General features: G+C 37.5%; 20 protein-coding genes. 2 read left to right on the forward strand and 18 right to left on the reverse strand.

Annotation, left to right across the window (positions count from 1 at the left end; genetic code table 11):
* Window position 1 precedes the first annotated feature (1 nt).
* Complete coding sequence (locus MKY13_RS12660; protein ID WP_339213090.1) at window positions 2-709, reverse strand: DNA alkylation repair protein; 708 nt, start codon at window positions 707-709, stop codon at window positions 2-4.
* A 294-nt stretch (window positions 710-1,003) separates the two neighbouring features.
* Here MKY13_RS12660 and MKY13_RS12665 point away from each other — a divergent pair, with 294 nt between their 5' ends.
* A complete protein-coding gene (locus tag MKY13_RS12665) occupies window positions 1,004-1,402 on the forward strand; it encodes a gamma-type small acid-soluble spore protein (RefSeq protein ID WP_191700278.1) in 399 nt (132 codons plus the stop codon).
* Between the two features lie 93 nt (window positions 1,403-1,495).
* Here the strand turns inward: MKY13_RS12665 and glnA are convergent, their stop codons facing one another.
* The 3 genes from glnA to MKY13_RS12680 form a co-directional block, all read right to left on the reverse strand.
* Entirely contained in the window at window positions 1,496-2,830 is a 1,335-nt protein-coding gene (glnA, locus tag MKY13_RS12670) for a type I glutamate--ammonia ligase (protein ID WP_191700279.1), read from the reverse strand.
* A gap of 62 nt (window positions 2,831-2,892) precedes the next feature.
* Window positions 2,893-3,276, reverse strand: coding sequence for a MerR family transcriptional regulator (locus tag MKY13_RS12675; RefSeq protein ID WP_191700280.1), 384 nt, complete (start codon window positions 3,274-3,276; stop codon window positions 2,893-2,895).
* A gap of 248 nt (window positions 3,277-3,524) precedes the next feature.
* Window positions 3,525-4,772 carry a methionine gamma-lyase family protein gene (locus tag MKY13_RS12680; RefSeq protein ID WP_191700281.1) on the reverse strand — a complete coding sequence of 416 codons (1,248 nt, stop codon included), beginning with the start codon at window positions 4,770-4,772 and terminating at the stop codon, window positions 3,525-3,527.
* A 122-nt stretch (window positions 4,773-4,894) separates the two neighbouring features.
* Here MKY13_RS12680 and MKY13_RS12685 point away from each other — a divergent pair, with 122 nt between their 5' ends.
* Window positions 4,895-5,503 (forward strand): trimeric intracellular cation channel family protein, encoded by a 609-nt coding sequence (locus MKY13_RS12685; RefSeq protein WP_339216931.1) that lies wholly within the window; start codon window positions 4,895-4,897, stop codon window positions 5,501-5,503.
* Window positions 5,504-5,630: 127 nt separating this feature from the next.
* Here the strand turns inward: MKY13_RS12685 and MKY13_RS12690 are convergent, their stop codons facing one another.
* The 14 genes from MKY13_RS12690 to gpr form a co-directional block, all read right to left on the reverse strand.
* The gene (locus tag MKY13_RS12690) at window positions 5,631-5,933 is read right to left on the reverse strand and encodes a rhodanese-like domain-containing protein (RefSeq protein ID WP_191700282.1); all 303 of its coding nucleotides are present in this window, start codon (window positions 5,931-5,933) and stop codon (window positions 5,631-5,633) included.
* Window positions 5,934-6,008: 75 nt separating this feature from the next.
* Window positions 6,009-6,239 carry an RNA chaperone Hfq gene (gene hfq / locus MKY13_RS12695; protein WP_191700283.1) on the reverse strand — a complete coding sequence of 77 codons (231 nt, stop codon included), beginning with the start codon at window positions 6,237-6,239 and terminating at the stop codon, window positions 6,009-6,011.
* Window positions 6,240-6,324: 85 nt separating this feature from the next.
* Window positions 6,325-7,224, reverse strand: coding sequence for a tRNA (adenosine(37)-N6)-dimethylallyltransferase MiaA (gene miaA / locus MKY13_RS12700; protein WP_191700284.1), 900 nt, complete (start codon window positions 7,222-7,224; stop codon window positions 6,325-6,327).
* Complete coding sequence (locus tag MKY13_RS12705) at window positions 7,217-8,134, reverse strand: alpha/beta fold hydrolase (protein ID WP_191700285.1); 918 nt, start codon at window positions 8,132-8,134, stop codon at window positions 7,217-7,219. Before MKY13_RS12705 ends, miaA begins: the two co-directional genes overlap by 8 nt.
* A 22-nt stretch (window positions 8,135-8,156) precedes the next feature.
* On the reverse strand, window positions 8,157-10,037 hold the full coding sequence (gene mutL, locus MKY13_RS12710) for a DNA mismatch repair endonuclease MutL (RefSeq protein ID WP_339213095.1): 1,881 nt from the start codon (window positions 10,035-10,037) through the stop codon (window positions 8,157-8,159).
* Window positions 10,038-10,050: 13 nt separating this feature from the next.
* Window positions 10,051-12,669: a DNA mismatch repair protein MutS gene (mutS, locus tag MKY13_RS12715; protein ID WP_339213097.1), complete on the reverse strand. Its 2,619-nt coding sequence runs from the start codon at window positions 12,667-12,669 to the stop codon at window positions 10,051-10,053.
* Between the two features lie 180 nt (window positions 12,670-12,849).
* A complete protein-coding gene (cotE, locus tag MKY13_RS12720) occupies window positions 12,850-13,419 on the reverse strand; it encodes an outer spore coat protein CotE (RefSeq protein ID WP_191700288.1) in 570 nt (189 codons plus the stop codon).
* A gap of 120 nt (window positions 13,420-13,539) precedes the next feature.
* Window positions 13,540-15,726 carry an EAL domain-containing protein gene (locus MKY13_RS12725; RefSeq protein WP_339213100.1) on the reverse strand — a complete coding sequence of 729 codons (2,187 nt, stop codon included), beginning with the start codon at window positions 15,724-15,726 and terminating at the stop codon, window positions 13,540-13,542.
* A gap of 178 nt (window positions 15,727-15,904) precedes the next feature.
* A complete protein-coding gene (locus MKY13_RS12730; protein ID WP_191700290.1) occupies window positions 15,905-16,342 on the reverse strand; it encodes a RicAFT regulatory complex protein RicA family protein in 438 nt (145 codons plus the stop codon).
* On the reverse strand, window positions 16,339-17,874 hold the full coding sequence (miaB, locus tag MKY13_RS12735; protein WP_191700291.1) for a tRNA (N6-isopentenyl adenosine(37)-C2)-methylthiotransferase MiaB: 1,536 nt from the start codon (window positions 17,872-17,874) through the stop codon (window positions 16,339-16,341). Before miaB ends, MKY13_RS12730 begins: the two co-directional genes overlap by 4 nt.
* A gap of 74 nt (window positions 17,875-17,948) precedes the next feature.
* Window positions 17,949-18,293, reverse strand: a complete 345-nt coding sequence (locus MKY13_RS12740) for a hypothetical protein (protein WP_191700292.1) — start codon at window positions 18,291-18,293, stop codon at window positions 17,949-17,951.
* A gap of 121 nt (window positions 18,294-18,414) precedes the next feature.
* Window positions 18,415-20,244, reverse strand: a complete 1,830-nt coding sequence (gene lepA, locus MKY13_RS12745; RefSeq protein WP_339213104.1) for a translation elongation factor 4 — start codon at window positions 20,242-20,244, stop codon at window positions 18,415-18,417.
* 336 nt (window positions 20,245-20,580) lie between these two features.
* A complete protein-coding gene (gene spoIIP / locus MKY13_RS12750) occupies window positions 20,581-21,402 on the reverse strand; it encodes a stage II sporulation protein P (RefSeq protein ID WP_191700294.1) in 822 nt (273 codons plus the stop codon).
* A gap of 90 nt (window positions 21,403-21,492) precedes the next feature.
* Window positions 21,493-22,521, reverse strand: coding sequence for a GPR endopeptidase (gene gpr / locus MKY13_RS12755; protein WP_191700295.1), 1,029 nt, complete (start codon window positions 22,519-22,521; stop codon window positions 21,493-21,495).
* Window positions 22,522-22,672 lie beyond the last annotated feature (151 nt).

Here is a 22,672-nt window from a genome sequence, read left to right on the forward strand (position 1 = left end):
ACTAACAACGAACATATTTGCGTTTAAATCCGATACGCCCTTTTTCAACTTGCTTTACAATTTCTGCATACGCGTGTACTTTTCCAGGCTTTTTTCCTTTATGCTTAATTTCTACCTCACCAATATCCTCTGCAATTTGCAACGCCTCATTATGTAATGGCTTAAAAGAAATACCGACAGTCATTACAAAGTTATTCATCGCAACTTGTGTACGTGGTGGTACTAGGTGGATATTTTGTTTTACCTGTTCAAGCATTTCCTTCATTTTCTGAACTGAGAACTCCTCATCTTTTCTATTACCGAGGAGCCAGCAATAACAATGCCAGCCAGCAGACATTTTCAGCTCTTCTCCACTTGCAATCCATTTATCGCTTACTTGTTGGGCAATCTCAGATTCCGCTAATGTAACTGCAACAATATAATCAGATATCATATAAAAATAGGCCTGCTCAATCCATCGATTATAATCTGCTTCCGACATTGCTTTTGAATCTGCGATGATTCCGGCAAAATACATCGCATCATAGTTCCCAGTTGCATATAATTGTTCCGCAAGTTCCTGGTCTATTTTGATTTGCTTAACATATGGTTTCATCGAGCCAATCGTTACACCAAATAGCGGTTCCTTTGCTCCGTTAGACATGTAAATTTTTTTCGTTCGTTCTTTTCCTAATTTTTCTAGTTCATGTATTATCATATTGAAATCCATATTAATCTGCTCCTTTAATCTGGATGTAAAACGGTTTTTTAACCCTTATATATATGATCTGCAATTAAATGTACATAATAACCATTGTATAGTTTTTACACTCATTTTGATCTTCTAAAAAATGTTTTATAACTGAATTTCCAACAAATCTTTATAGCTCTCCTCTACATCTTCACGAGTATGTAATATGAATTCAAGATAACAGATAAAATCCCTTTTATCATTTAAAAGTAAATATATTCCATAGAATAATAAAACAACCTCTGAACAGAATAAATTCAGGAGGTGATATTCATGAAAAACAAAAACATGAATACTGAATTTGGGATGGAAACAGACGTTAACAAGGTTATTAAGCAAAACCAGCAGGCTGAAGCTAAAAAGCAGCAAGCTTCTGGTCAATTCGCTAATAACGGTTTACAAAAAAGCCCTAGTTCAATGAACGCGGAATTTGGAATGGAGACCGATGTGAACCAAGTTAAAAAGCAAAACCAACAAGCTGAAGCTAAAAAGCAGCAAGCTTCCGGCTTATTTGCTAATAGTGGTTTACAAAAGAAACTTAGTTCAATAAACGCGGAGTTTGGAATGGAAACAGATGTAAGCCAAGTCAAAAAGCAAAACCAACAAGCTGAAGCCAAAAAGCAGCAAGCTTCTGGATTATTTGCAAAGAATCGTTCCCAAAACGGTAAATAATTGAATATCATCCCCATACCGGCAATTAATATTGCCGGTTTTTCTCCTTAAAAAAGAAAAAAAGCGTTGGGACAAAACGCCCCAACACTACTATTAGTACATCTTCATATATTGATCGCGTTCCCACTGATGAACAGTTGAACGGTACATATCAAACTCGATTTCTTTTGCTTCTTTAAAGTTTGCATAAATGTGGTTGCCTAATGCTTTTTGCACAACCTCGTCTTTTGATAGTAATGTTAAAGCGTCGTCTAATGCTGCTGGTAAATTATCGATACCGTTTGCTTTACGCTCTTCTTCGTTCATTACATAAATGTTACGGTTAATTGCTGGTGGTGGAGTTAACTTTCTACGAATACCTTCCAAACCAGCCTCTAAAATAACTGCCATCGCTAAATATGGGTTTGCCGATGGATCCACTGAACGAACTTCTATACGTGTTGAAACTCCACGAGAAGAAGGAATACGGATAAGCGGAGAACGGTTTTGCGCTGACCATGCTACATAACATGGCGCTTCATAACCCGGTACTAAACGTTTATAAGAGTTAACTGTTGGGTTTGTAATTGCTGTAAAACCTTGTACGTGCTCAAGTATACCTGCCATAAACTGCATTGCCGATTCAGATAGACCTAATTCAGTAGATTGATCATAAAAAGCATTCTCTTTTCCTTTAAATAAAGAAACGTTAAAGTGCATTCCTGATCCAGCTTCACCGAATAAAGGTTTTGGCATGAATGTAGCATGTAAGCCATGCTTACGAGCAATTGTTTTAACAACTAATTTGAATGTTTGAATATTGTCACAAGCCGTAATGGCATCAGCATATTTAAAGTCAATTTCATGTTGGCCAGGTGCAACTTCATGATGTGAAGCTTCAATTTCAAAGCCCATTTCTTCTAACTCTAACACGATGTCACGGCGGCAATTTTCACCAAGGTCTGTTGGTGCTAAGTCGAAGTAGCCACCATGGTCATTTACTTCAAGACTTGGTTCACCTTTTGAATCTAACTTAAATAGGAAAAATTCTGGTTCAGGTCCTAAGTTGAAGTTAGTGTAACCTAACTCTTCCATTTCCTTCAATACACGCTTTAAGTTATTACGTGGATCACCCGCAAATGGAGTACCGTCTGGATTATAAATATCGCAGATGAATCGCGCTACTTTCCCTTTTTCGGCAGTCCATGGGAAGATCATAAATGAATCATAATCTGGGTATAAGTACATATCAGATTCTTCAATACGTACAAAACCTTCGATTGAAGAGCCATCAAACATCATTTTGTTATCCAATGCTTTATCTAGTTGGCTTACTGGAATCTCTACGTTTTTAATTGTCCCTAAAATGTCTGTAAACTGTAAACGAATGAATTTTACTTGTTGTTCTTGTACGAGTTGCTTAATATCTTCTTTTGTATATTTACCCACTAAATTCCACACTCCTATAATTGTTCAGTACCGATTTTTATCAAATTTATATAATTTACACGCTATTGATAAAAGCGTGATAAATCCCCTTGTCGAAGAGATGTCTTTTGCATGCGCTGAGCTTGTCGCATCTCTTCACGCAAAATTTTACGTAAATCTGAATCCGAAATAACTTCTTTACTCGCCTGTTGTATTGCTGGGTCATTTTTCATGTCAAATACTTTCTTTATACCTGCCATATTAATACCCTGTTCGAGCATATCCTTAATTTCCAATAAGATATCGACATCGTTTAATGAAAACATTCGACGATTACCTTCTGTACGGTGTGGCTGAATTAAATCATGCTCTTCGTAATAACGGATTTGTCTGGCTGTAAGATCCGTTAATTGCATGACGATACTTATCGATAATAGTGGCATTGAACGTCGAATTTCACTACTCATTTAATTCACCCCCTTACCGCTATATTACGACTTGTTACGTACATTGTCAATTATATGTTAGAAAAACTGACATACGTTGTATAAATCAGCATTTTACATACTAGACTTAGAGAAGTGACCATCACAAATTGAACAGACTATATACTATTACCCTAAATTCTATAAAAACAGCGTGTATTTTAAATATTTTCCTAATATTATTATTTAATTAAAAAAATCGTCCATAAAATAGACGATTTTTTTTAAAATTAAGTTAGTTTTTGGACAGCTGCGCAAATCGCATATTTAACATGTTCATATGTTAAGCCGCCTTGGACAAAAGCTGTATATGGAGGACGAATTGGACCATCAGCAGTTAATTCAATGCTTGATCCTTGAACAAATGTTCCCGCTGCCATAATAACGTCATCTTCATAACCGGGCATATATGCAGGTTCCGGGGCAAAATGAGCATTGATAGGAGAAGCTGCCTGAATTTCACGACAAAACGCTACCATTTGTTCTGGAGTCCGGAATGCTACAGATTGAATTAAATCTGTTCGTACATCCGTATAATGAGGAGATGTCGTCATTCCGATTTCTTCTAACATTGCCGATGTAAAAATCGCACCTTTTAAACTTTGCGCAACAATATGCGGTGCCATGAAAAACCCTTGATAAAAATCTGCTAACGTATTCAATGATGCACCCGCTTCAGCACCAATACCAGGTGAAGTCATACGGTATGCGCATTTTTCTACTAGATCTGCGCGTCCTGCAATATAGCCGCCTATTTTTGCAAAGCCCCCACCAGGATTTTTAATTAAAGAACCAGCCATTAAATCTACACCTACTTCTGTAGGTTCAAGCAACTCCACAAATTCACCGTAACAATTATCAACAAAAATAACTGCATTCGGTGCAATTTCCCTAATTTTTAAAACCATTTGTGAAATTTGTTCAATTGTAAAGGATGGACGTGTTGCGTAGCCTTTTGAGCGCTGAATTGCAATCATCTTTGTATTTTCGTTAACTGCATTTTTCACACCTTCCCAATCGATTTCCTTATTTCCGATTAGATCAACATGGGAATAGCCAATTTTGTAATCCTTTAATGATCCCGTATCTTTTTCGCCGCCGTCGACGATTGATTGAAGTGTATCGTAAGGTTTCCCGGTAATATAAAGAAGTTCGTCACCAGGTCGTAGAATGCCAAATAAACTTAATGTTATAGCATGTGTGCCAGATATAATTTGCGGACGTACAATTGCTGCTTCCGCTCCGAAAGTTTCCGCATATACACGCTCTAAATTGTCCCGACCCTCATCATCATAACCATATCCTGTAGAAGGATGCAGATGAAAATCACTTACTTGATTATTTCGAAAAGCAGCTAGTACTTTTTGTTGGTTAAAAAATGCGCGGTCATCTACTTGTTGATGATAAGTACGAACCTTTTCTTCAACTTTCGTCGCTAGCTTTATAGTTTCTGGTGTTAATAATGATTGAAATGCCATGATTTACTGCTCCATTCTGTTCAAACTGTAACTATTATACCTTAAAAAAATTAGTTTTGACGAATGTTTGAAAAACTGCTATCCTCATGGCGATAGTATTAGTTGGATTGGGAGAGATGAATATGGCTTGGGAGGTATTCAGTGTTATCGGGACCATAGCATTTGCAATATCAGGCGCAATTGTAGCTATGGAAGAAGAGTACGATTTATTTGGAGTTTATATATTAGGAATTGTTACAGCTTTTGGTGGGGGTGCAATCCGTAATATATTGATTGGTTTACCAGTTTCGACTTTATGGAATCAGGAAATGATGTTTCAAATTGCACTAGCTGCCATTACCATTTTCTTTTTAATACCGAATCACTTTATAAAACATTGGAATCGTTGGGGAAATGTAACCGATGCAATTGGATTGTCTGCTTTTGCAATTCAGGGCGGGATGTATGCTGTCCATTTAGATTTGCCCCTTGCCGCTGTTATCGTAGCAGCAGTATTAACAGGAGCTGGTGGTGGTGTTGTACGTGATCTTCTTGCTGGAAGAAAACCGATAGTTCTACGTCATGAAATATATGGGGTTTGGGCTGCATGTGCCGGTTTCTTACTTGGGCTTGAAATCTTTAAAGGTGATATATTTTTGTATATCTTATTTGTCCTAATTACTGCTTTGCGTATTTTATCGTATACAAAGGGCTGGGGATTGCCTTCGAAAAAAATAAGCATAGTAAAATAAGCAAAATAAAAGCTGTATCAAAAGTCAAATTTACTTTTGATACAGCTTTTTTAGTTGGAAAATATGTGCGGCTACAATTGAAAGAGGGCGTGTCCTAAATGACTGCTAAACATTCCCCTGTCAATTATTACTTGAATTCCAACTCTCCGTCATAGGCCATCATTCCGCCTTCGAGATTCGTTACATCAAAGCCTTTTCCCTCTAAATATTCACAAGCATTCGCACTACGAACGCCACCTTTACATACAACTATATATGATTTTGAACTATCCAATTCATCTGTACGTTCCGGAACAGAACCAAGTGGAATATGTACTGCACCCGGGATCATTCCGTGCTCCACTTCAAAATCTTCACGTACATCGATTACATTCAAATCTTCATTCGCATCCAATAAATTAATCAGTTCATCTGTCGTCATTGTTTTCATTATAATTCCTCCAATACTAGTACCATCTTAGTCATTATAATCAAACAATTAATATTGCGCTACCGTTTAGCCGGATTACTCTTCTTCATCAAGTAATGCAACATTTTTGGCAGGAACAAAAGTAGAAATGGCATGCTTGTAAATTAATTGCTGCTTCCCTTCTGATTCCAGTAAAACAGTAAAATTATCATAAGATTTAATTAAGCCTTTTAGTTGGAAACCATTCAGTAAAAATACCGTTACAAAAGTATTGTTTTTGCGTAAATTATTTAAAAACGTATCCTGCAAATTCAGTGATTTCATCATCGTCTAATCTCCCTTACCATAGTATACATGCAATAGTTAATTATTCGTTATTCATGTAAGATTTACCTTTTAAATTTAAAATATTTTAGATTATACTTCTAACGGCATCCCAATCATTTCCAATCCAAGAGATATCCATTTTATTTCGGAAGTATGTCAATTGGCGTTTAGCGTACCTACGGGAGTTTTGCTTAATTTGTTCGATTGCTTCTTCAAGTGTTACTAAACCATCAAAATATGCATACAACTCTTTATAGCCAATCGCCTTAATCGACTGTACATCCCGGATACCCGCATTATATAATGCTCGCACTTCTTCAAGCAGACCAGCTTTCATCATCAAATCTACACGTAAATTTATACGTTCATATAATTTCGCACGGTCCATGTCCAGTCCGATAATTAAATGATTGTATAGGGGAATATTACCGCGGTTAAATTGCTCTTCTGCGCGGGATACACCGGCAAGCTCTGCCATTTCCAATGCACGAATGACGCGTCTCGTATTATTCGGATGAATTTCTGCTGCAGAAGCTGGATCAATTATTGCTAATTTGGCGTGCATCGCTTCTGGACCTAATTTCTCCAATTCCTCATAATATTTAAGACGCGCTTCTTCATCGACTTCTTGTTTTGTAAATTGAAAATCATAGAGTACTGACTGTACATAAAGTCCCGTTCCCCCTACGATAATTGGCATTTTACCGCGGGCTTGAATTTCTTCAATTTTCCCTCGGACTAGCTGTTGATATTCTGCTACGGAAAATGCTTCTGTAGGTTCTTTAATACTTAACAGATGATGTGGAATCCCTTCCATTTCATCAACAGTGATTTTTGCTGTACCGATATCCATATGGCGATAGACTTGCATTGAATCCCCATTAATGATTTCCCCATCTATTTCTTTTGCTAAACGTATGCTCAACGCTGTTTTACCAGATGCTGTAGGGCCAATAATGGCCACTACATCAATTTTATTATTCATCTTTTAACCACCGTACTATTATTTCCATTACTTGATCCTTCTTTTTTTCATTTAATATTTCATGTCGCATTCCTTCAAGCAAATGTACCTTCACATGCTCCAGCCCAGCGTCCACAAGCTGTTTACCTGTACGCAGAACACTTTTCCCATTTTCATCTGCAATCGGGTCAAGTGTACCGCTTATGAGCAATATTTTTAAATCAGGACGAATGCGTGCATTTTGATTTTTGTTTTTTAACGTAAGAATCCCACCGGTTAAATCTGAAAAAAATTGGTGAGTCGCGATAAAACCGCATAAAGGATCCTCAATATACTTTTTCACTTCGTCTTCATCAGTAGTGAGCCAGTCAAAGTTTGTTTTTGGATTTTCTATGTGCCGGTTAAAACCTGCGAAACTAAGCTTATGCATTAGGAGACTTTGTTCTTTTGCGCCTTGCAATTTCACTAATTGACCTGCAATGGCATGACCAGCTTCATGTAGTAATTTTGCAGAACCTGTACCGCTCAATACTAAGCGTTCAATCATTCCGCTATGTTGCTGTATGAAGCGTCGAGCAATAAATGAGCCCATACTATGGCCAAATAAAATTGGACGACCTGTTGTTTTTTCTGTTAAATTTGCGAGTATTTCATATACATCCTCCACTACACGTTCAAAACCATTCTGATCACCATAATAACCGGGCATACCATTTTTTTGTGCTGTATATCCGTGACCTCGATGATCATGGGCTGTTACGAAATAGCCTTCTTCACAGAGTTTTTCGGCAAAAGCTTCATAGCGTTGACTATGCTCGGCCATTCCATGCAAAATATGAACATGCCCCATCGTTACTTGGTTTGGTTTAAAAGTGCGCACAAATATATCGTGCCCATCTGACATTGTTATAAAGAAAGATTGCTGTTCCAAAAACTCCACCCCTTTTAGGAATTTACATTACTCGTTTGAACATTTTCTCGACTTCATATGATGTAAAATGAATTAAAACAGGGCGTCCGTGTGGACATGTAAATGGATTATCTGCATTTCGTAAATCCTTAATCAGTCTTTCCATTTGCTCTTTATTTAAAAAATGATTTGCTTTAATGGACTTTTTGCAGCTCATCATAATCGCTGCATCTTCACGTAATTTTTTGATATCTGTTTTTCTAGCTTTTAAAACCTGTTCGATCAATTCTTCAATAACTTCCTGTTCTTCCCCTTTTGGAAACCAGGTCGGATATTCTCTTACAACAAATGAAGAAAGTCCAAATTCTTCTAAATAAACGCCCACTTCCTCAAGCGCTTCTTTAGATTCTTTTAAACGCAATGCCTCATCTGCAGCATAATGGAAAGTTAAAGGCATCAGTAATGTTTGACGTTCATTTGCATTTACTTCTCCCACTTTATCACGGTAATATTCATACTTAATTCTTTCTTGTGCAGCATGCTGGTCGATTAAATAAAAGCCGTCTTCCATTTGTGCCACTATATACGTCCCGTGAATTTGACCGACAATTTCAACATCCGGAAAATGACGTTTTATTTCAGGTTGAACAATTGGCCGTTCTTCCTCGGAAGGTACTGATTTCATAAATGGTTCTGCAGGTAACTCCATCTGGGACATCACTTCATGGGCATCTTCGTATTGTATGGAATCCTGATTTTCTACTGAAAGCGGAGCATACGGTTCTTTTACTACGGATGTATCACCTGATAATCTTTCCACAATAGAAGTTAGCTTATCCTCATCAAATACTGGCTCCGATGCTTTTACAGGATTCCAAATATTCATCTGCTCTTGTGCGGGACGAATTGGCTTTTCCTTTTTTTCTGCCAGTGGAATGCGTATTTCTTCCCGAATAGCCAAGCGGATTGTATCTTCAATTAGCTTTAATAGCTCTGGTTCTTTACTTAAGCGAACTTGATGCTTTGCAGGATGGACATTGACATCGGTTAACTGCGGGTCTCCCTCAACATAGAGAAGGACAATCGGGAATCGCTCAATCGGTAAATACGTATGGTACGCATTAATAATCGCCTTTTGAATAACAAAGTGCTTGACCCATCGCCCATTGACGAATAATGACATATAGTTTTTTGATGCACGGGTAACTTCAGGCAGGCTGGCAAAGCCGTGAATTTTATAGTCATTATTACTCGCTTCAAACGGCAGCATTTTTTTTGCATGATGTGCACCGTATATTGCAGCTAATACTTGCTGTACTTGACCCCGTCCATTTGTTTGAAGCAATGTTTGATCATTATGCACCAATTTTATCGCGATCTTTGGGTAGCCGAGCGCTATTCGGTTAATAAAGTCAATTGTATGACCGAGTTCCGTTTGAATGGTCTTTAAATATTTTAGTCGAGCCGGTGTATTGAAAAAGAGCTGGGCTACAGTAATATCTGTCCCACGACGAAGTGCAGCAGGTTTATGCTCTTTTAAATGTCCTCCTTCTAAATATAAATGCATACCACCCTCACCATCGGATGTCCGTAATGTTAATTTAGAGACAGAGGCTATTGATGCTAATGCTTCACCGCGAAAGCCGAGTGTTCTGATTCTAAATAAATCTTGCTCTTTTTCGATTTTTGATGTGGCATGCCGAGAAAAAGATTTAAGTGCATCTTCTTCATCCATTCCACTACCATTATCTATTACCTGAATGGAGCTAAGACCAGCTTCTTCAAGAAAAACTTCAATCGATGTACTACCGGCATCAATTGCATTTTCAACTAATTCTTTGACGACGGACGAGGGACGTTCCACTACTTCACCGGCGGCAATTTTATTGGATAGCCACTCATCCATTATTTGAATTTTCCCCAAAGCTGTTCCCTCCTTATTTATTTCCTAAAAGCTTTTGTTGGAGTTCGTATAGTAATGTCATTGCCTGCATTGGTGTCGTTCCCATAACATTTAATTTTGTTAACGTATCAAGCACTTCTTGCTGCTCTGGTGCTATAGCAGGCTCCTCAGAAATTGAAAATAACGAAAGCTGCAATTCTTCGTCTGATTGTTTTTGAGGGGGCTGTTCCACAACGGCTGGAGTCTGTTTAAGATCACTTTTAGATGATTTTTCCGCAGTATGTGTCGCTTCAAACTGCTCAAGTAAAATACGGGCACGCTGTAAAATAGCTTCAGGCATTTCTGCAAGTTCTGCTACATGTACACCGTAGCTTTTATCAGCCGCCCCTTTTTTTACTTTGTGCAAAAATACGACCCGTCCATCTTGTTCTGTTGCACTCACATGAACATTTTGCAATCGAACTAGTTCGTTCTCTAAATCAGTCAACTCATGGTAGTGGGTTGAAAATAAAGTATTTGCCCCTATTTCTTCATGAATATATTCCATCATTGCCTGGGCCAAACTCATACCATCATACGTTGAAGTTCCGCGTCCAATTTCATCAAACAGCAATAAACTGTTCTTCGTCGCATGTGTAATAGCATGCTGTGACTCGAGCATTTCAACCATGAATGTCGATTGTCCTGCGACTAAATCATCCGCTGCCCCTATACGTGTGAAAATTTGATCGGTAATTGGCAATATCGCTTCATCTGCAGGTACGTAACATCCAATTTGCGCTAATACTACAATTAAGGCAACTTGACGCATATACGTACTTTTCCCCGACATATTCGGTCCGGTAATAAGCATCATATTTTTATCATCTGTCAATATGCAGTCATTTGGTACATAGCTTTGTTTATTAAGCATCTTTTCTACGACAGGGTGTCGTCCTTCAATAATTCGCAGTCCGCGCCCTTCATGGAATTCAGGCTTTGTAAAACGATACTTGTCTGTCACCGCTGCAAAGCTCATCAAAACATCAAGCTCACTAATTTCTGCGGCTAATGCCTGAACACGTGGAATAAATACCTTCAAACGGTCACGTAATGCAACAAACAAATTATATTCAAGTGCTAAACTTTGTTCTTCTGCATTTAAAATGAGTGCTTCTTTTTCTTTCAGCTCTTCCGTAATAAAGCGCTCTGCATTTGCTAAGGTCTGTTTTCGTTCAAATCGGCTTAAATCCGTATTATTTAAATGAGACTTTGTGATTTCGATATAATAGCCAAAAACACGATTATAGCCTATTTTTAAATTTTTAATGCCTGTTATTTCACGTTCTTTCTGTTCAAGCTGCGCTATCCAATCTTTACCGTTGCGTGATGCATCGCGATATTCGTCCAACTGCTTATTATATCCATCACGAATCACATCACCTTCCTTAATCGAAATCGGAGGATGATCCGTAATTGCCTCTGCCAATAGTTGCTCAACATCATCACAAACATCCAGCTTTTGCCCTAGAATGCTACATTTTTCAAGACCACTATTAATTAATTTTTCCTGAATTTTTGGTACTTGGCGTAAAGATTCCCGCAGTTGGGCTAAGTCACGCCCTCCAACAGAACCAAATGCAACACGTCCCGCTAATCGCTCCAAATCATACACATTTTTTAATAATCCCGTTAATTCATCGCGTAAAAAGAAATCCTCTAACAACTCGGTCACAATTGATTGTCGCGATTCGATTGCCTTTTTATTAGCCAATGGTTGGTGTAGCCATTGCTTTAATTTCCGTCCACCCATTGCTGTAACTGTTTCATCCAACAGCCATAATAACGTGCCTTTTGAATCTCCGCTACGGATTGACTGTATAAGCTCTAAATTACGTTTGGAATTAGTATCAATTCGCAAAAAGTTGTTTGCCTCCGTATAATTAAACGGCTGGATATGGGATAAAGAGCGCATTTGTGTTCGTTCCACATATTGCAATAGCCGTTTAGCCACTCCTTGCAGATTGGCCGGCAAATGATTTACATATTGCGCAGCACGTACTGCTTCCATTTCCTCCATCTCCAATGATAAAACAATACCCCCTGCCTCGGCATATTCCGCCAACAGTAACTGTAGCTGCTCTGTAACAATCACTTCTTTAATTGCATAAGATTGTACTTGCTGAATTAATTGTTTCGCACTGCCTTCAATTATGGAACAATTAGATTCACCTGTAGAAACATCTAAATAGGCAAACGCAATTTCGGTCTCCCCTATACTTTCTGCCGCTGCAATAAAATGATTTGACTTGCCATCAAGCGCTTTTCCTTCTGTAATTGTTCCTGGCGTAATAACTTGGACAACTTCACGTTTTACAACACCTTTTGCATGTTTCGGATCCTCTGTTTGTTCACAAATAGCGACTTTATAGCCTTTTGCGACGAGTGTTTCAATATAGCCCTGTGCAGAGTGATGTGGAACCCCACACATTGGGATCGGATTATCCGTATTGCCTGCACGTGCTGTTAATGTAATTTCCAATAATTGTGATGCATTTATAGCATCATCAAAAAATAATTCATAAAAATCGCCTAAACGATAAAATAAAAAAGCATCCTTATAATCCTGCTTTACGAGCATGTATTGTTGCATCATCGGTGTATATGTAGTCATGTTTATTTCCCTCACTTGCTAAAACTTGTACAAGTATTATACCATTAGCCTCGTAATTTTCCTTGTATACGCAATGAAAAAAGGATTGTTTGAAAGAAATCTTCAAACAATCCCAAACTGTCCAGCCTATAATGCTGATAATGTTCGCTCTTTAATAAGTGAGTTTTTTAATTAAATCGTTTATGAGAATGACGAGGATTCATAGTCTCCACTAGACGAACTAGATGAACTAGACGAGCTGGAAGATGACGAACTTGATGGCTGCTGTGAGCTTTCCTCGTAAGACCAATCTTCCTCATAGTCAAGTGGGTGTACATTAATGACTACAGTTGTTTCACCGATAATTTCCACTAAAAATTCGCGTTCGATTGTTACTTGGAATTTATCCCCCTGCTTCGTAATTACAGCCTCTATACAATTTGGTTGCTGTAATACACGAGTTTTCACATCATTTGAATCGACTTCTTCTCCATCACGGAATGACAGTTTAATACGATCCTTATAAGTGATTGTTTCTGTATGAACTGCCGTTTTTGAATGGTTGCTATAAGCATACCACACATTCACATCGAACTTCCCTGTCACATCAACAAATTTACCATTACGCTTTGCTTGATAATGATGATTGATTACCCAGCAACCTAAAATGCTTGTTGGCGCATTCGGTGGACTGAGCGTTTCAACACATTCGGTACGCTTTTTCCCTTTCGCTATAACTGCTTTTGTCACAATTTGGCGTAAACGCTTCACCGAACATCTCTCCTTTCTTCAACTACTCGATTTATTGTATGCGGCAGGTGCCTAAAGGGTGAAATGAGTTTTTACAAAAGAAAAAACTACTACAATGAAGTATTGTAGTAGTATCTTTCACTAGTGTACGGTCATTTGGTCTGCCAATAAGTCATTGATTTGCTCAATAGGCATTGGTTTATAATAATAATATCCTTGACCAATATTGCACCCTAACTTTTTTAATTCGTTATGTTGATCTTCAGTTTCAATGCCTTCAGCTACAGAAATCATATTCAAGTTGCCTGAAAGCTGGATAATCGTTTTAATTACTGCATTCATCCGTGGATTGGATAGATTATCGACGAAACTTTTGTCAATTTTAATTTCTTCAAAAGGCAACTCTTGCAAGTAACTGAGGGATGAATACCCTACCCCAAAGTCATCAATTGAAGTTGCGACACCGTATTGTTGCAATTCATTGATAATTTTTTTTGCACGTAAAACATTGTCTAACTCGACACTTTCGGTAATTTCAAATTTTATATATTTAGGATCAATACTATATTTTTTTATGAGCGCTACTGAATTTTCTACAAACGATGCATTATAAAAATGACTCGGCGAAATATTGATCGATACTTGATACAATTTAAGTCCCGCATCAAGACGGTTTTTTTGCCACTGCAATACTTTCCGGAAAATTACCAGATCTACTTTATAAATATTGCCTGTATTTTCTGCGACAGGAATAAACAAAGCAGGTGAAACGAATCCAAGCTCTGCTGACACCCAACGCGCCAGAGCTTCAAAACTTTCAATTTCGCCAGTTCTTATGTTGACTTTAGGCTGGAGTACCGGGAAAAATTCACTATTCTTTATCCCTCTTGAAAAATGAGATAGTACATTCATTTCCTGCTCTACTGACTCGATTAAACTTTGGTTAAATTTCTTAATCACTGTACCGTTTATTTTCAGAGCACTCGATAAAGCCGTGTCCGCCCGGTGAACTGCTTCTGTTAATGTTACTTGAGGGCTATAGATAGAAGTTCCGACTTTTAATGTAACGTACACTTCTTTTCCGTCAATATAATAAGGATCCGATAATATTAAATCGACTTCCTTCTGTGGAATACTCATTTCCCGAAGTGATAATCGTGTTGCTACAATAATAGTGGAATGTGTATAACGTGCAATTATAGAGTCCTCAAATGTCGATAAACTTTGAATTCGGTTTGCTAACTGACTTAAAACTTCATCTCCACCACGTCGTCCATATAAATCGATTATCGTTTGATATTCACCCGGCTTCACAATATATAAGTGACCTGCATTTCCTTCAGCAATCATTTCATTTAAGATGATTTTAAATCTTTCAAAATTGTTTAACCCTGATGCAACGTCCTGATAGGCAAGTCGACGAATCGCTTTTTTTTGATCAAAGTACTTCATTGCTAGCGTTGCAATTGGTGCAATACGGTTTAGAAATTTCAAATCGATATCTTTTGGCTCTATATGTTGTTTAAAATACATCGTAAATATTCCGATGATTTTGCCTTCCATATTTAAAATAGGTTCGCCCCACAATGTTACAATCTGGTGTTTCCTCATTAAATCACGATATGATTCATAATATTCAGACTTAGCTATGTCTCCTAAAATAACCGTTTTATGTAATCGCCCCATATCTCCAGTTCTAATTCCCATTAACAAGGCATTTTCATCAAGCTTATTTAAATCATTGAACAAGTCTCCATATATCTTCAGCGAACGTTCATTATCGTCCCTGAGCACAATGGAGCAATAGCACTCTTTCCAAAAGGTTGTTGCAACCGTATCGCAAATATTCCCCATTACACTTTCAAGCGTTCCGCCATTTTCCAAACTAAAATAAACATCGCGCTCTAGTTTAATTAATGACTCTATATTCATCGAATCAGTCACATCTCTTAAAGTGAGCACGCAATATTGCAGTTCTCCTTGTGGATTGCGCATCGCTAAGTGACTTACATCACTCCAAAATGAAGAACCGTCTTTCCTATAAAGAAAGGATGAAGTTTTAAATGTAACACCTTTTTCAATGCTCTCCTGAATATCCTTTTCATTTAACAGATCCGTATGCTGTCCATGGAGAAAAGAAAGCGTGGAACCAATCATGTCAGTTTCACTATATCCTGTCATATACATAAACATATGATTTACATATTCAATAGTAAAACTTTTTTTTGGATTAATAATCACGACCGCTGAATCAAGTTGACTAGCCATCTGACATAACCAAAAAAACAATTCATCATCACTTAAAATTCGTTTATCAAATTCATTCATAGACAATGTCCTTCCTATTAGTTACCACTTACTGAACAGTATATCAAAATATATTAGGAATATCGACGGGTTTTCTTCCCAATTTATGTTTATAATTTAGCCCCATTAAGTTGAACAAAAAGAAGGGGACTGTATTAAAAGCTAATTTCACTTTTAACACAGCCCCCTCATATTTAAATTAAGAACAAGAGCCTGGAGTACTATTGCGTACTTTTGAACCAGTCTCGCCTTTTAATAAATCTCCACCTGTTGTAGCAATAACTTCGTCTGTAACATTGTTCGCAATGGCATTCGACACGAGTTGCAGTAAACCGTTTACCTCAGTTTGAGATTGTTTAAATTGTTGAACAACTGGTAAATCGTCAATTTCTTGTTCAATACCCGTTATTTTGCCTTCAATCATTTTTAATGCTTTTTCTTTTCCTAAGTGCTGGAAGTTTACTGCCTGCTTCTGTAAAGTTTTTAAAGATGCAATTTTTTCACGAACAAATTGATTTTCATTAATTTGCTCTTCTGCTTTTTTGAAAAACTCAACTTCTTCTGTATTGGCAATCATATGGGCAATTTCTTTTGCTTTTTCAATAATTTCGTCTTTAGTATACAATTTTGTTGTCATTTTACAAATTCCACCTCTTCGATTACTTCTTCTACAAACTCACCTAACAATGAATATGATTTTGCTTCTAAAATCTTCACTTGTACAAGCTTACCTATATACTTTGGATCTGCTTTGAAGTTTACAAGACGGTTTTTTCGTGTATAACCAGCTAAAACATCATCCCGTCTTTTACTGCTACCTTCAACTAAAACTTCTACTGTTTGACCTTCTAAATCTTTTAGCGCTTTAGCAGAATACTCTCCTACAACTGCATTAAGACGTTGTAAGCGGTCTTTCTTCTCTTCTTCCGTTACATTATCTGTCATTTTTGCTGCAGGTGTACCTTCACGTGGTGAATAAATATACGTGAATGCCATATCAAAACCTACTTGGCGATACAAATCAAGCGTTTCCTGGAACTGTTCTTCCGTTTCGTTTGGATATCCAACGATAATATCAGTCGTTAATGTTACACCTGGAATCGCGACTTTAATTTTATCTACTAATTGTAAAAAGTGCTCACGAGTGTATTTACGTGCCATGATTTTCAAAATCTCATTCGAACCTGATTGGACAGGCAAATGGATATGATCCACCAAGTTACCACCTTTGGCCAGTACTTCGATCAAGTGATCATCAAAGTCTCGTGGATGACTTGTTGTAAAGCGAATACGTGGTATATCGATTTTGCGAAGTTCATCCATTAAATCACCTAAACGATAGTCGATGTCGTCAAAATCTTTCCCGTAGGCATTTACATTTTGACCTAGAAGCATAATTTCTTTATATCCTTGCGCTGCCAAATCCCGCACTTCCTGAATAATCTCATCAGGTCTACGTGAACGTTCTTTGCCGCGCGTATACGGAACTATGCAATATGTACAGAATTTATCGCAACCGTACATAATATTTACCCATGCTTTAATTGAGCCTAAGCGCTTCTTCGGAAGGTTTTCAATTACATCGCCTTCTTTTGACCAAACTTCTACGACCATCTCTTTTGACATGTATGCATCGTGTAATATATTTGGCAGACGGTGAATATTGTGTGTTCCAAATACCATATCGACATGTTGGTATTGTTTTAAGATTTTGTTGACGACGGATTCTTCTTGCGACATACATCCACAAACACCAATTAGCATTTCTGGATTTTTACGCTTATATTTTAACAGGAAGCCAAGCTCACCGAATACTTTATTTTCTGCATTTTCTCGAATGGCGCAAGTATTTAGCAATACAACATCAGCCTCTTCGATTAATTCAGTCGGTGTATAGCCAAGCTGCATGAAAATACCGGCCATTACTTCAGTATCATGCTCATTCATTTGACAGCCGTATGTGCGAATATAAAACTTACGGTCTTGTCCCATACCTATATACTTTTCATCAATATCAAAATCTTTATGATATTTCACTTCTTCTTTACCGCGTTTTTTTGCATCTTTAAGTGAAGGAGCAGTAAATACTTTTTCAAAATATTTACTATAGTCTTTTTCTTCCTTAGGTTGCTTAATCTGCTGACTAGCTAGTCGTTGTTCCTCATTCATCGACCCAGAGCCCCTCTCATTTAATACATTTACTCATTTCATCATTATAGCGAATTGTTACTAGTTCCGACAAGTTAGTCCATGAATTGTTTATAACTATTTACATCATTCGTCCGCAAAATTGTAAGAAATGTGACACTTAACTTTATTACTTGTGTCCATTCCATTTCATAATTTGCTTCAAATTGGTGTTTTGGCAAACGTAAAACATCTTGAAACACTGTTTTTGCATCAAGCTCATGCTGTGCTAAATATGCCAGAAAAGCCAAGAACAGCTTATGATCCTCTAACTGTAATTCTTTATTTTCTATTAGGGCATCCACTCTGCATGCAGGTGAGTTGGCCCGCTCGAACAGTTTCGCCAGTTCGCCCTCAAGTTTTTCGTTTTTATATTGTAGAAAGTTTAAAATGTCCGTCATAGCATACAGCCCCATTTTAAAATTGGATTTCATTTCCTTCTTACTGTAGCAGATTAGTAAATATTTCTCATCCAAAAAGCAAAAGGCAGAAAGATTGCTCCATCTGCCTTTTAAAAAAACATTATTTACTATCATCCATTTTCAGTACCGCCATAAATGCTTCCTGTGGGACCTCTACTGAACCTACTTGTTTCATACGTTTTTTACCTGCTTTTTGCTTTTCAAGTAGCTTACGTTTACGCGAAATGTCACCACCGTAACATTTTGCAAGTACGTTTTTACCCATTGACTTAATTGTTGAACGGGCAATAATTTTTTGACCGATTGCTGCTTGCACGGGTACTTCAAACTGTTGACGAGGAATTAGTTCTTTTAATTTCTCTACAATCACTTTTCCGCGCTCGTAAGCGAAGTCTTTATGCACGATGAAACTTAGTGCATCGACTTGTTCACCATTTAATAAAATATCCATCTTGCTTAATTTCGATGGTTTGTATCCGATTAATTCATAGTCAAATGATGCATAGCCTTTTGTATTGGATTTCAAGAAATCGAAGAAGTCGTAAACAATTTCAGCTAATGGCATCTCATAAACGATTTTAACTCGGCTATCATCAATGTAATCCATACCTGAGAAGTTTCCACGTTTTTTCTGACAAAGCTCCATAACTGCCCCTACGTAATCGTTTGGCACCATTATTGTTGCTTTAACATATGGTTCTTCAATTTCGTCAATCTTTTGTGGGTCCGGCATCATTGAAGGGTTATCGACTTTCAATACTGTGCCATCTGTTTTAGTTACTTCATAAATTACTGAAGGAGCTGTTGTAATTAAATCAATATTAAATTCACGTTCAATACGCTCCTGAATAATTTCCATATGGAGAAGACCTAAAAATCCGCAACGGAAACCGAAGCCCAATGCTTGAGATGTTTCCGCTTCATATTGAAGTGCTGAGTCGTTTAATTCTAATTTTTCCAATGCTTCTCGCAAATCATTATAGCGAGCTGTATCGATAGGATAAAGACCGCAATATACCATCGGGTTTAATTTACGATAGCCTGGTAGCGGCTCTGTCGCTGCACGACTGCCAGCATAAGTTACAGTATCACCAACGCGTGTGTCCTGTACATTTTTGATTGATGCAGTTAAATAGCCTACATCGCCTACAGTTAATTCAGCTTGAGGAATCGCTTTTGGTGTATGAATGCCCACCTCGATAACTTCAAACTCGGCACCGGTTGCCATCATTTTTATTGTATCGCCGGCTTTTACTGTACCATTTACGATACGAATGCTGATAATTACCCCTTTATAAGCATCATAAACTGAGTCAAAAATTAATGCTTGTAATGGTGCATCAGGATCGCCCTGTGGTGCCGGTACTTTTTCAACAATTTGCTCTAAAATATCCTGGATTCCAATACCAGCTTTTGCAGATGCAAGTACTGCTTCAGATGCATCAAGCCCAATAACATCCTCAACTTCCTGGCGAACACGCTCAGGATCTGCAGCCGGTAAATCGATTTTATTGATTACCGGTAAGATTTCCAGGTCATTATCCAATGCTAAATATACATTTGCCAATGTTTGTGCTTCAATTCCCTGTGCTGCATCCACAACTAAAATGGCACCTTCACAAGCCGCTAACGATCGCGACACCTCATATGTGAAATCGACGTGACCAGGTGTGTCGATTAGATGGAATGTATAGATCTCACCATTTTTAGCATTATATTTTAACTGTACGGCATTTAATTTAATCGTAATTCCGCGCTCGCGCTCCAAATCCATTGAGTCTAATAGCTGTGATTTCATTTCACGCTGTGTAACTGTTTGTGTTGATTCTAAAAGACGGTCTGCTAAAGTTGATTTCCCGTGGTCGATATGTGCAATAATCGAGAAATTTCGGATATTTTCTTGACGTTTTAAACGTTGTTCTCGGTTCATGTATAATTCCTCTCCTAATTAGAAAAAACACCTGAGCCCATTATGGGTTGGTGTCACTACGTATGTAGATTATCATCCATTTACTTTTCTACTAAAATACAGCCTCTATATCCATCAAATTTGAAAGTAATGGAACAATAGAGGCTTTCTTAATTTAAATTATACTATGAATCGTAGTAAAACGACAACAGCGAACCTTCAACTGCCATAGGAAAAACGCATTTCGCTCACACTATTGCGAAATGCGCTTTTACATATTTGAGCAAGGAGTAGTGTTTAAGTTCCTTTTAAGAATGTACTACTCACTTTCATTTTATAAAATTCCCTCTAAAATAATTACACCGCCGCTTCAACAAATGCAAGTCGGATGGCCTGCGCTAATATAGCCATTGTTCGGTGAAGTTCTTCTTCCGTATTGTCAATACCGCCAAGTTCGATCAGCAACATATTCGGTGCAAGATCCTGGTTATAAACACCATTCACATGATCCCCTTGTTGTTTTAATATGCCGCGTGAAATACCAGGTAACATGTTATTTAACTGTTTATCCAGCATTGTTGCATACGCTAAATTCGCTTCATATGCCGGGTGTTCCGCCCCCACGACAAATGCCACTTTTGCATAGCTTTCCTCATTCACTGTATGTGTAGTAGCCTTTTTCGGAACTGCATCACGATGAAAATCAATTACCAGTCCGTATTCACGCTCTTCCAAATATTGTTTTAATATAGGGCGAGCAACTTTGTAGGCTTGAGGTAACCTTGCATCCACTAACTTCATTTCGTTCATTACATCAACATCGACAACATGTGGTGTAATTTCATTTAATTCGAAATAATACTGCATCATTTGCTGTAACGAGAAAATATTCATTTCCTCATCATATACTGCCTGCATCCCTTTAGTCTGTTTAACAATCGGCTTATACGACTCATGAGAATGTGTAAACATGAGCAATACATTAAATGGATCTGGATTATACGGCGGTTCTTCGACTACAATTGGTAGCGGTTCTGCTGCAGCATAAACGACGTGTGTATTTTCAGATTTTTTTGTGGACATTTCATTATTTGGAAAAGGGAATTGCCCAATAATAATAGGCAGTGAAAATAAAAATAAGAACAATAATGAGAAGCGTTTTAGTTTCCGCAAACACATCACCCTTTCTCCAATACAATATGGGGAAAGAGCAAAACTTAGAACGTATAACTAGTTTTTAGTGTATCTAAAATTTATTCTTTTCTAATTTTAAGTAGATTGTTTTTGCTCTATCCATTTAAACAAACTTTCCCCTAACAAAAATGCATATTGACTCAGCCAAAAATCAACTTCTTTTGGTGTAACCATAAGTCGTTCAGGATGGGTACTAAATACTTCTTCAAATAATTGACGACGATCTTCTGTCGGCCAAGTCGCCCATTGTCCAAAAATCGGCTCCACTTTCGATAAATCCACTTCTTCATTCACAGGTGTCCAATTTGTTACAGATAACTTCCCGGAAGGTTTACCCTTTTCTTGTATTTTTGCTGCGATTGACCTGAAAGCAACATCAATTGCATCTGCAATTAATATCGGTGCTTCTACAACTGTTGGAATTCCGATAGCTGTTACAGGTACACCTAGAACTTCCTTTGAAATTTCTTTTCGGTGGTTACCTACACCCCCACCAGGATGAATACCAGTATCCGTTAATTGAATAGTTCTACATAAACGTGCACTGCCACTTGTTGCAAGTGCATCAATTATAATTACTAGCGATGGCTTTATTTTTTCTGTTAAAGCATGAATATAATCACTCGTTTCAAATCCTGTTTGTCCCGTTACGCCTGGCGCATATAAAATAAATTTAGGCTCCTGCAGTTCCGATTGTTTTTTATGCATGGCATCAATAGTATATGGACCAATTGCATCTGGTGTAATCGTCTTATTTCCTAATCCTATGACTAAAATTTTTGATTCTGCAGTAATTTTTAAATCTTTATGCAAGTCATGTAAATAATGGATTAGTGATTCCTGTAGTTGCGAAAAGCCATGTTGGTCTTCCGAAGTCAACGTAGGTATCGATAATGTAATATACACTCCTTGTTTTTTACTAATTTGCTCTTGCCCAGCCGCATTTACTTCAACCTTTGTAATTTTTACTCGGTTTTGTTGCGACTCCTCCATATGAACGCCACGTTCATGCTTTAATTTTTCCTTATCCGCAGGCGTTTGTTGAAGCAGTACTCCAGCTGTTTCATCAATTAAATCTGTGCGATTCCAATCTACTTTTTTCATAATTGCACCTCCACATTCCAGTTTGTTCAAACTGTCAAGTAAATATTCTTTGCGTTTATGTATTGCAATTCTTTCAATCCTTTGGTAGAATGATTTTTGTTGTATTGACACATGAAACAGTGAGAAAATACTCATCTCGTACCTAAATCTA

This window comes from Solibacillus sp. FSL W8-0372 (genome assembly GCF_037969735.1).
GTDB lineage: Bacteria > Bacillota > Bacilli > Bacillales_A > Planococcaceae > Solibacillus > Solibacillus faecavium.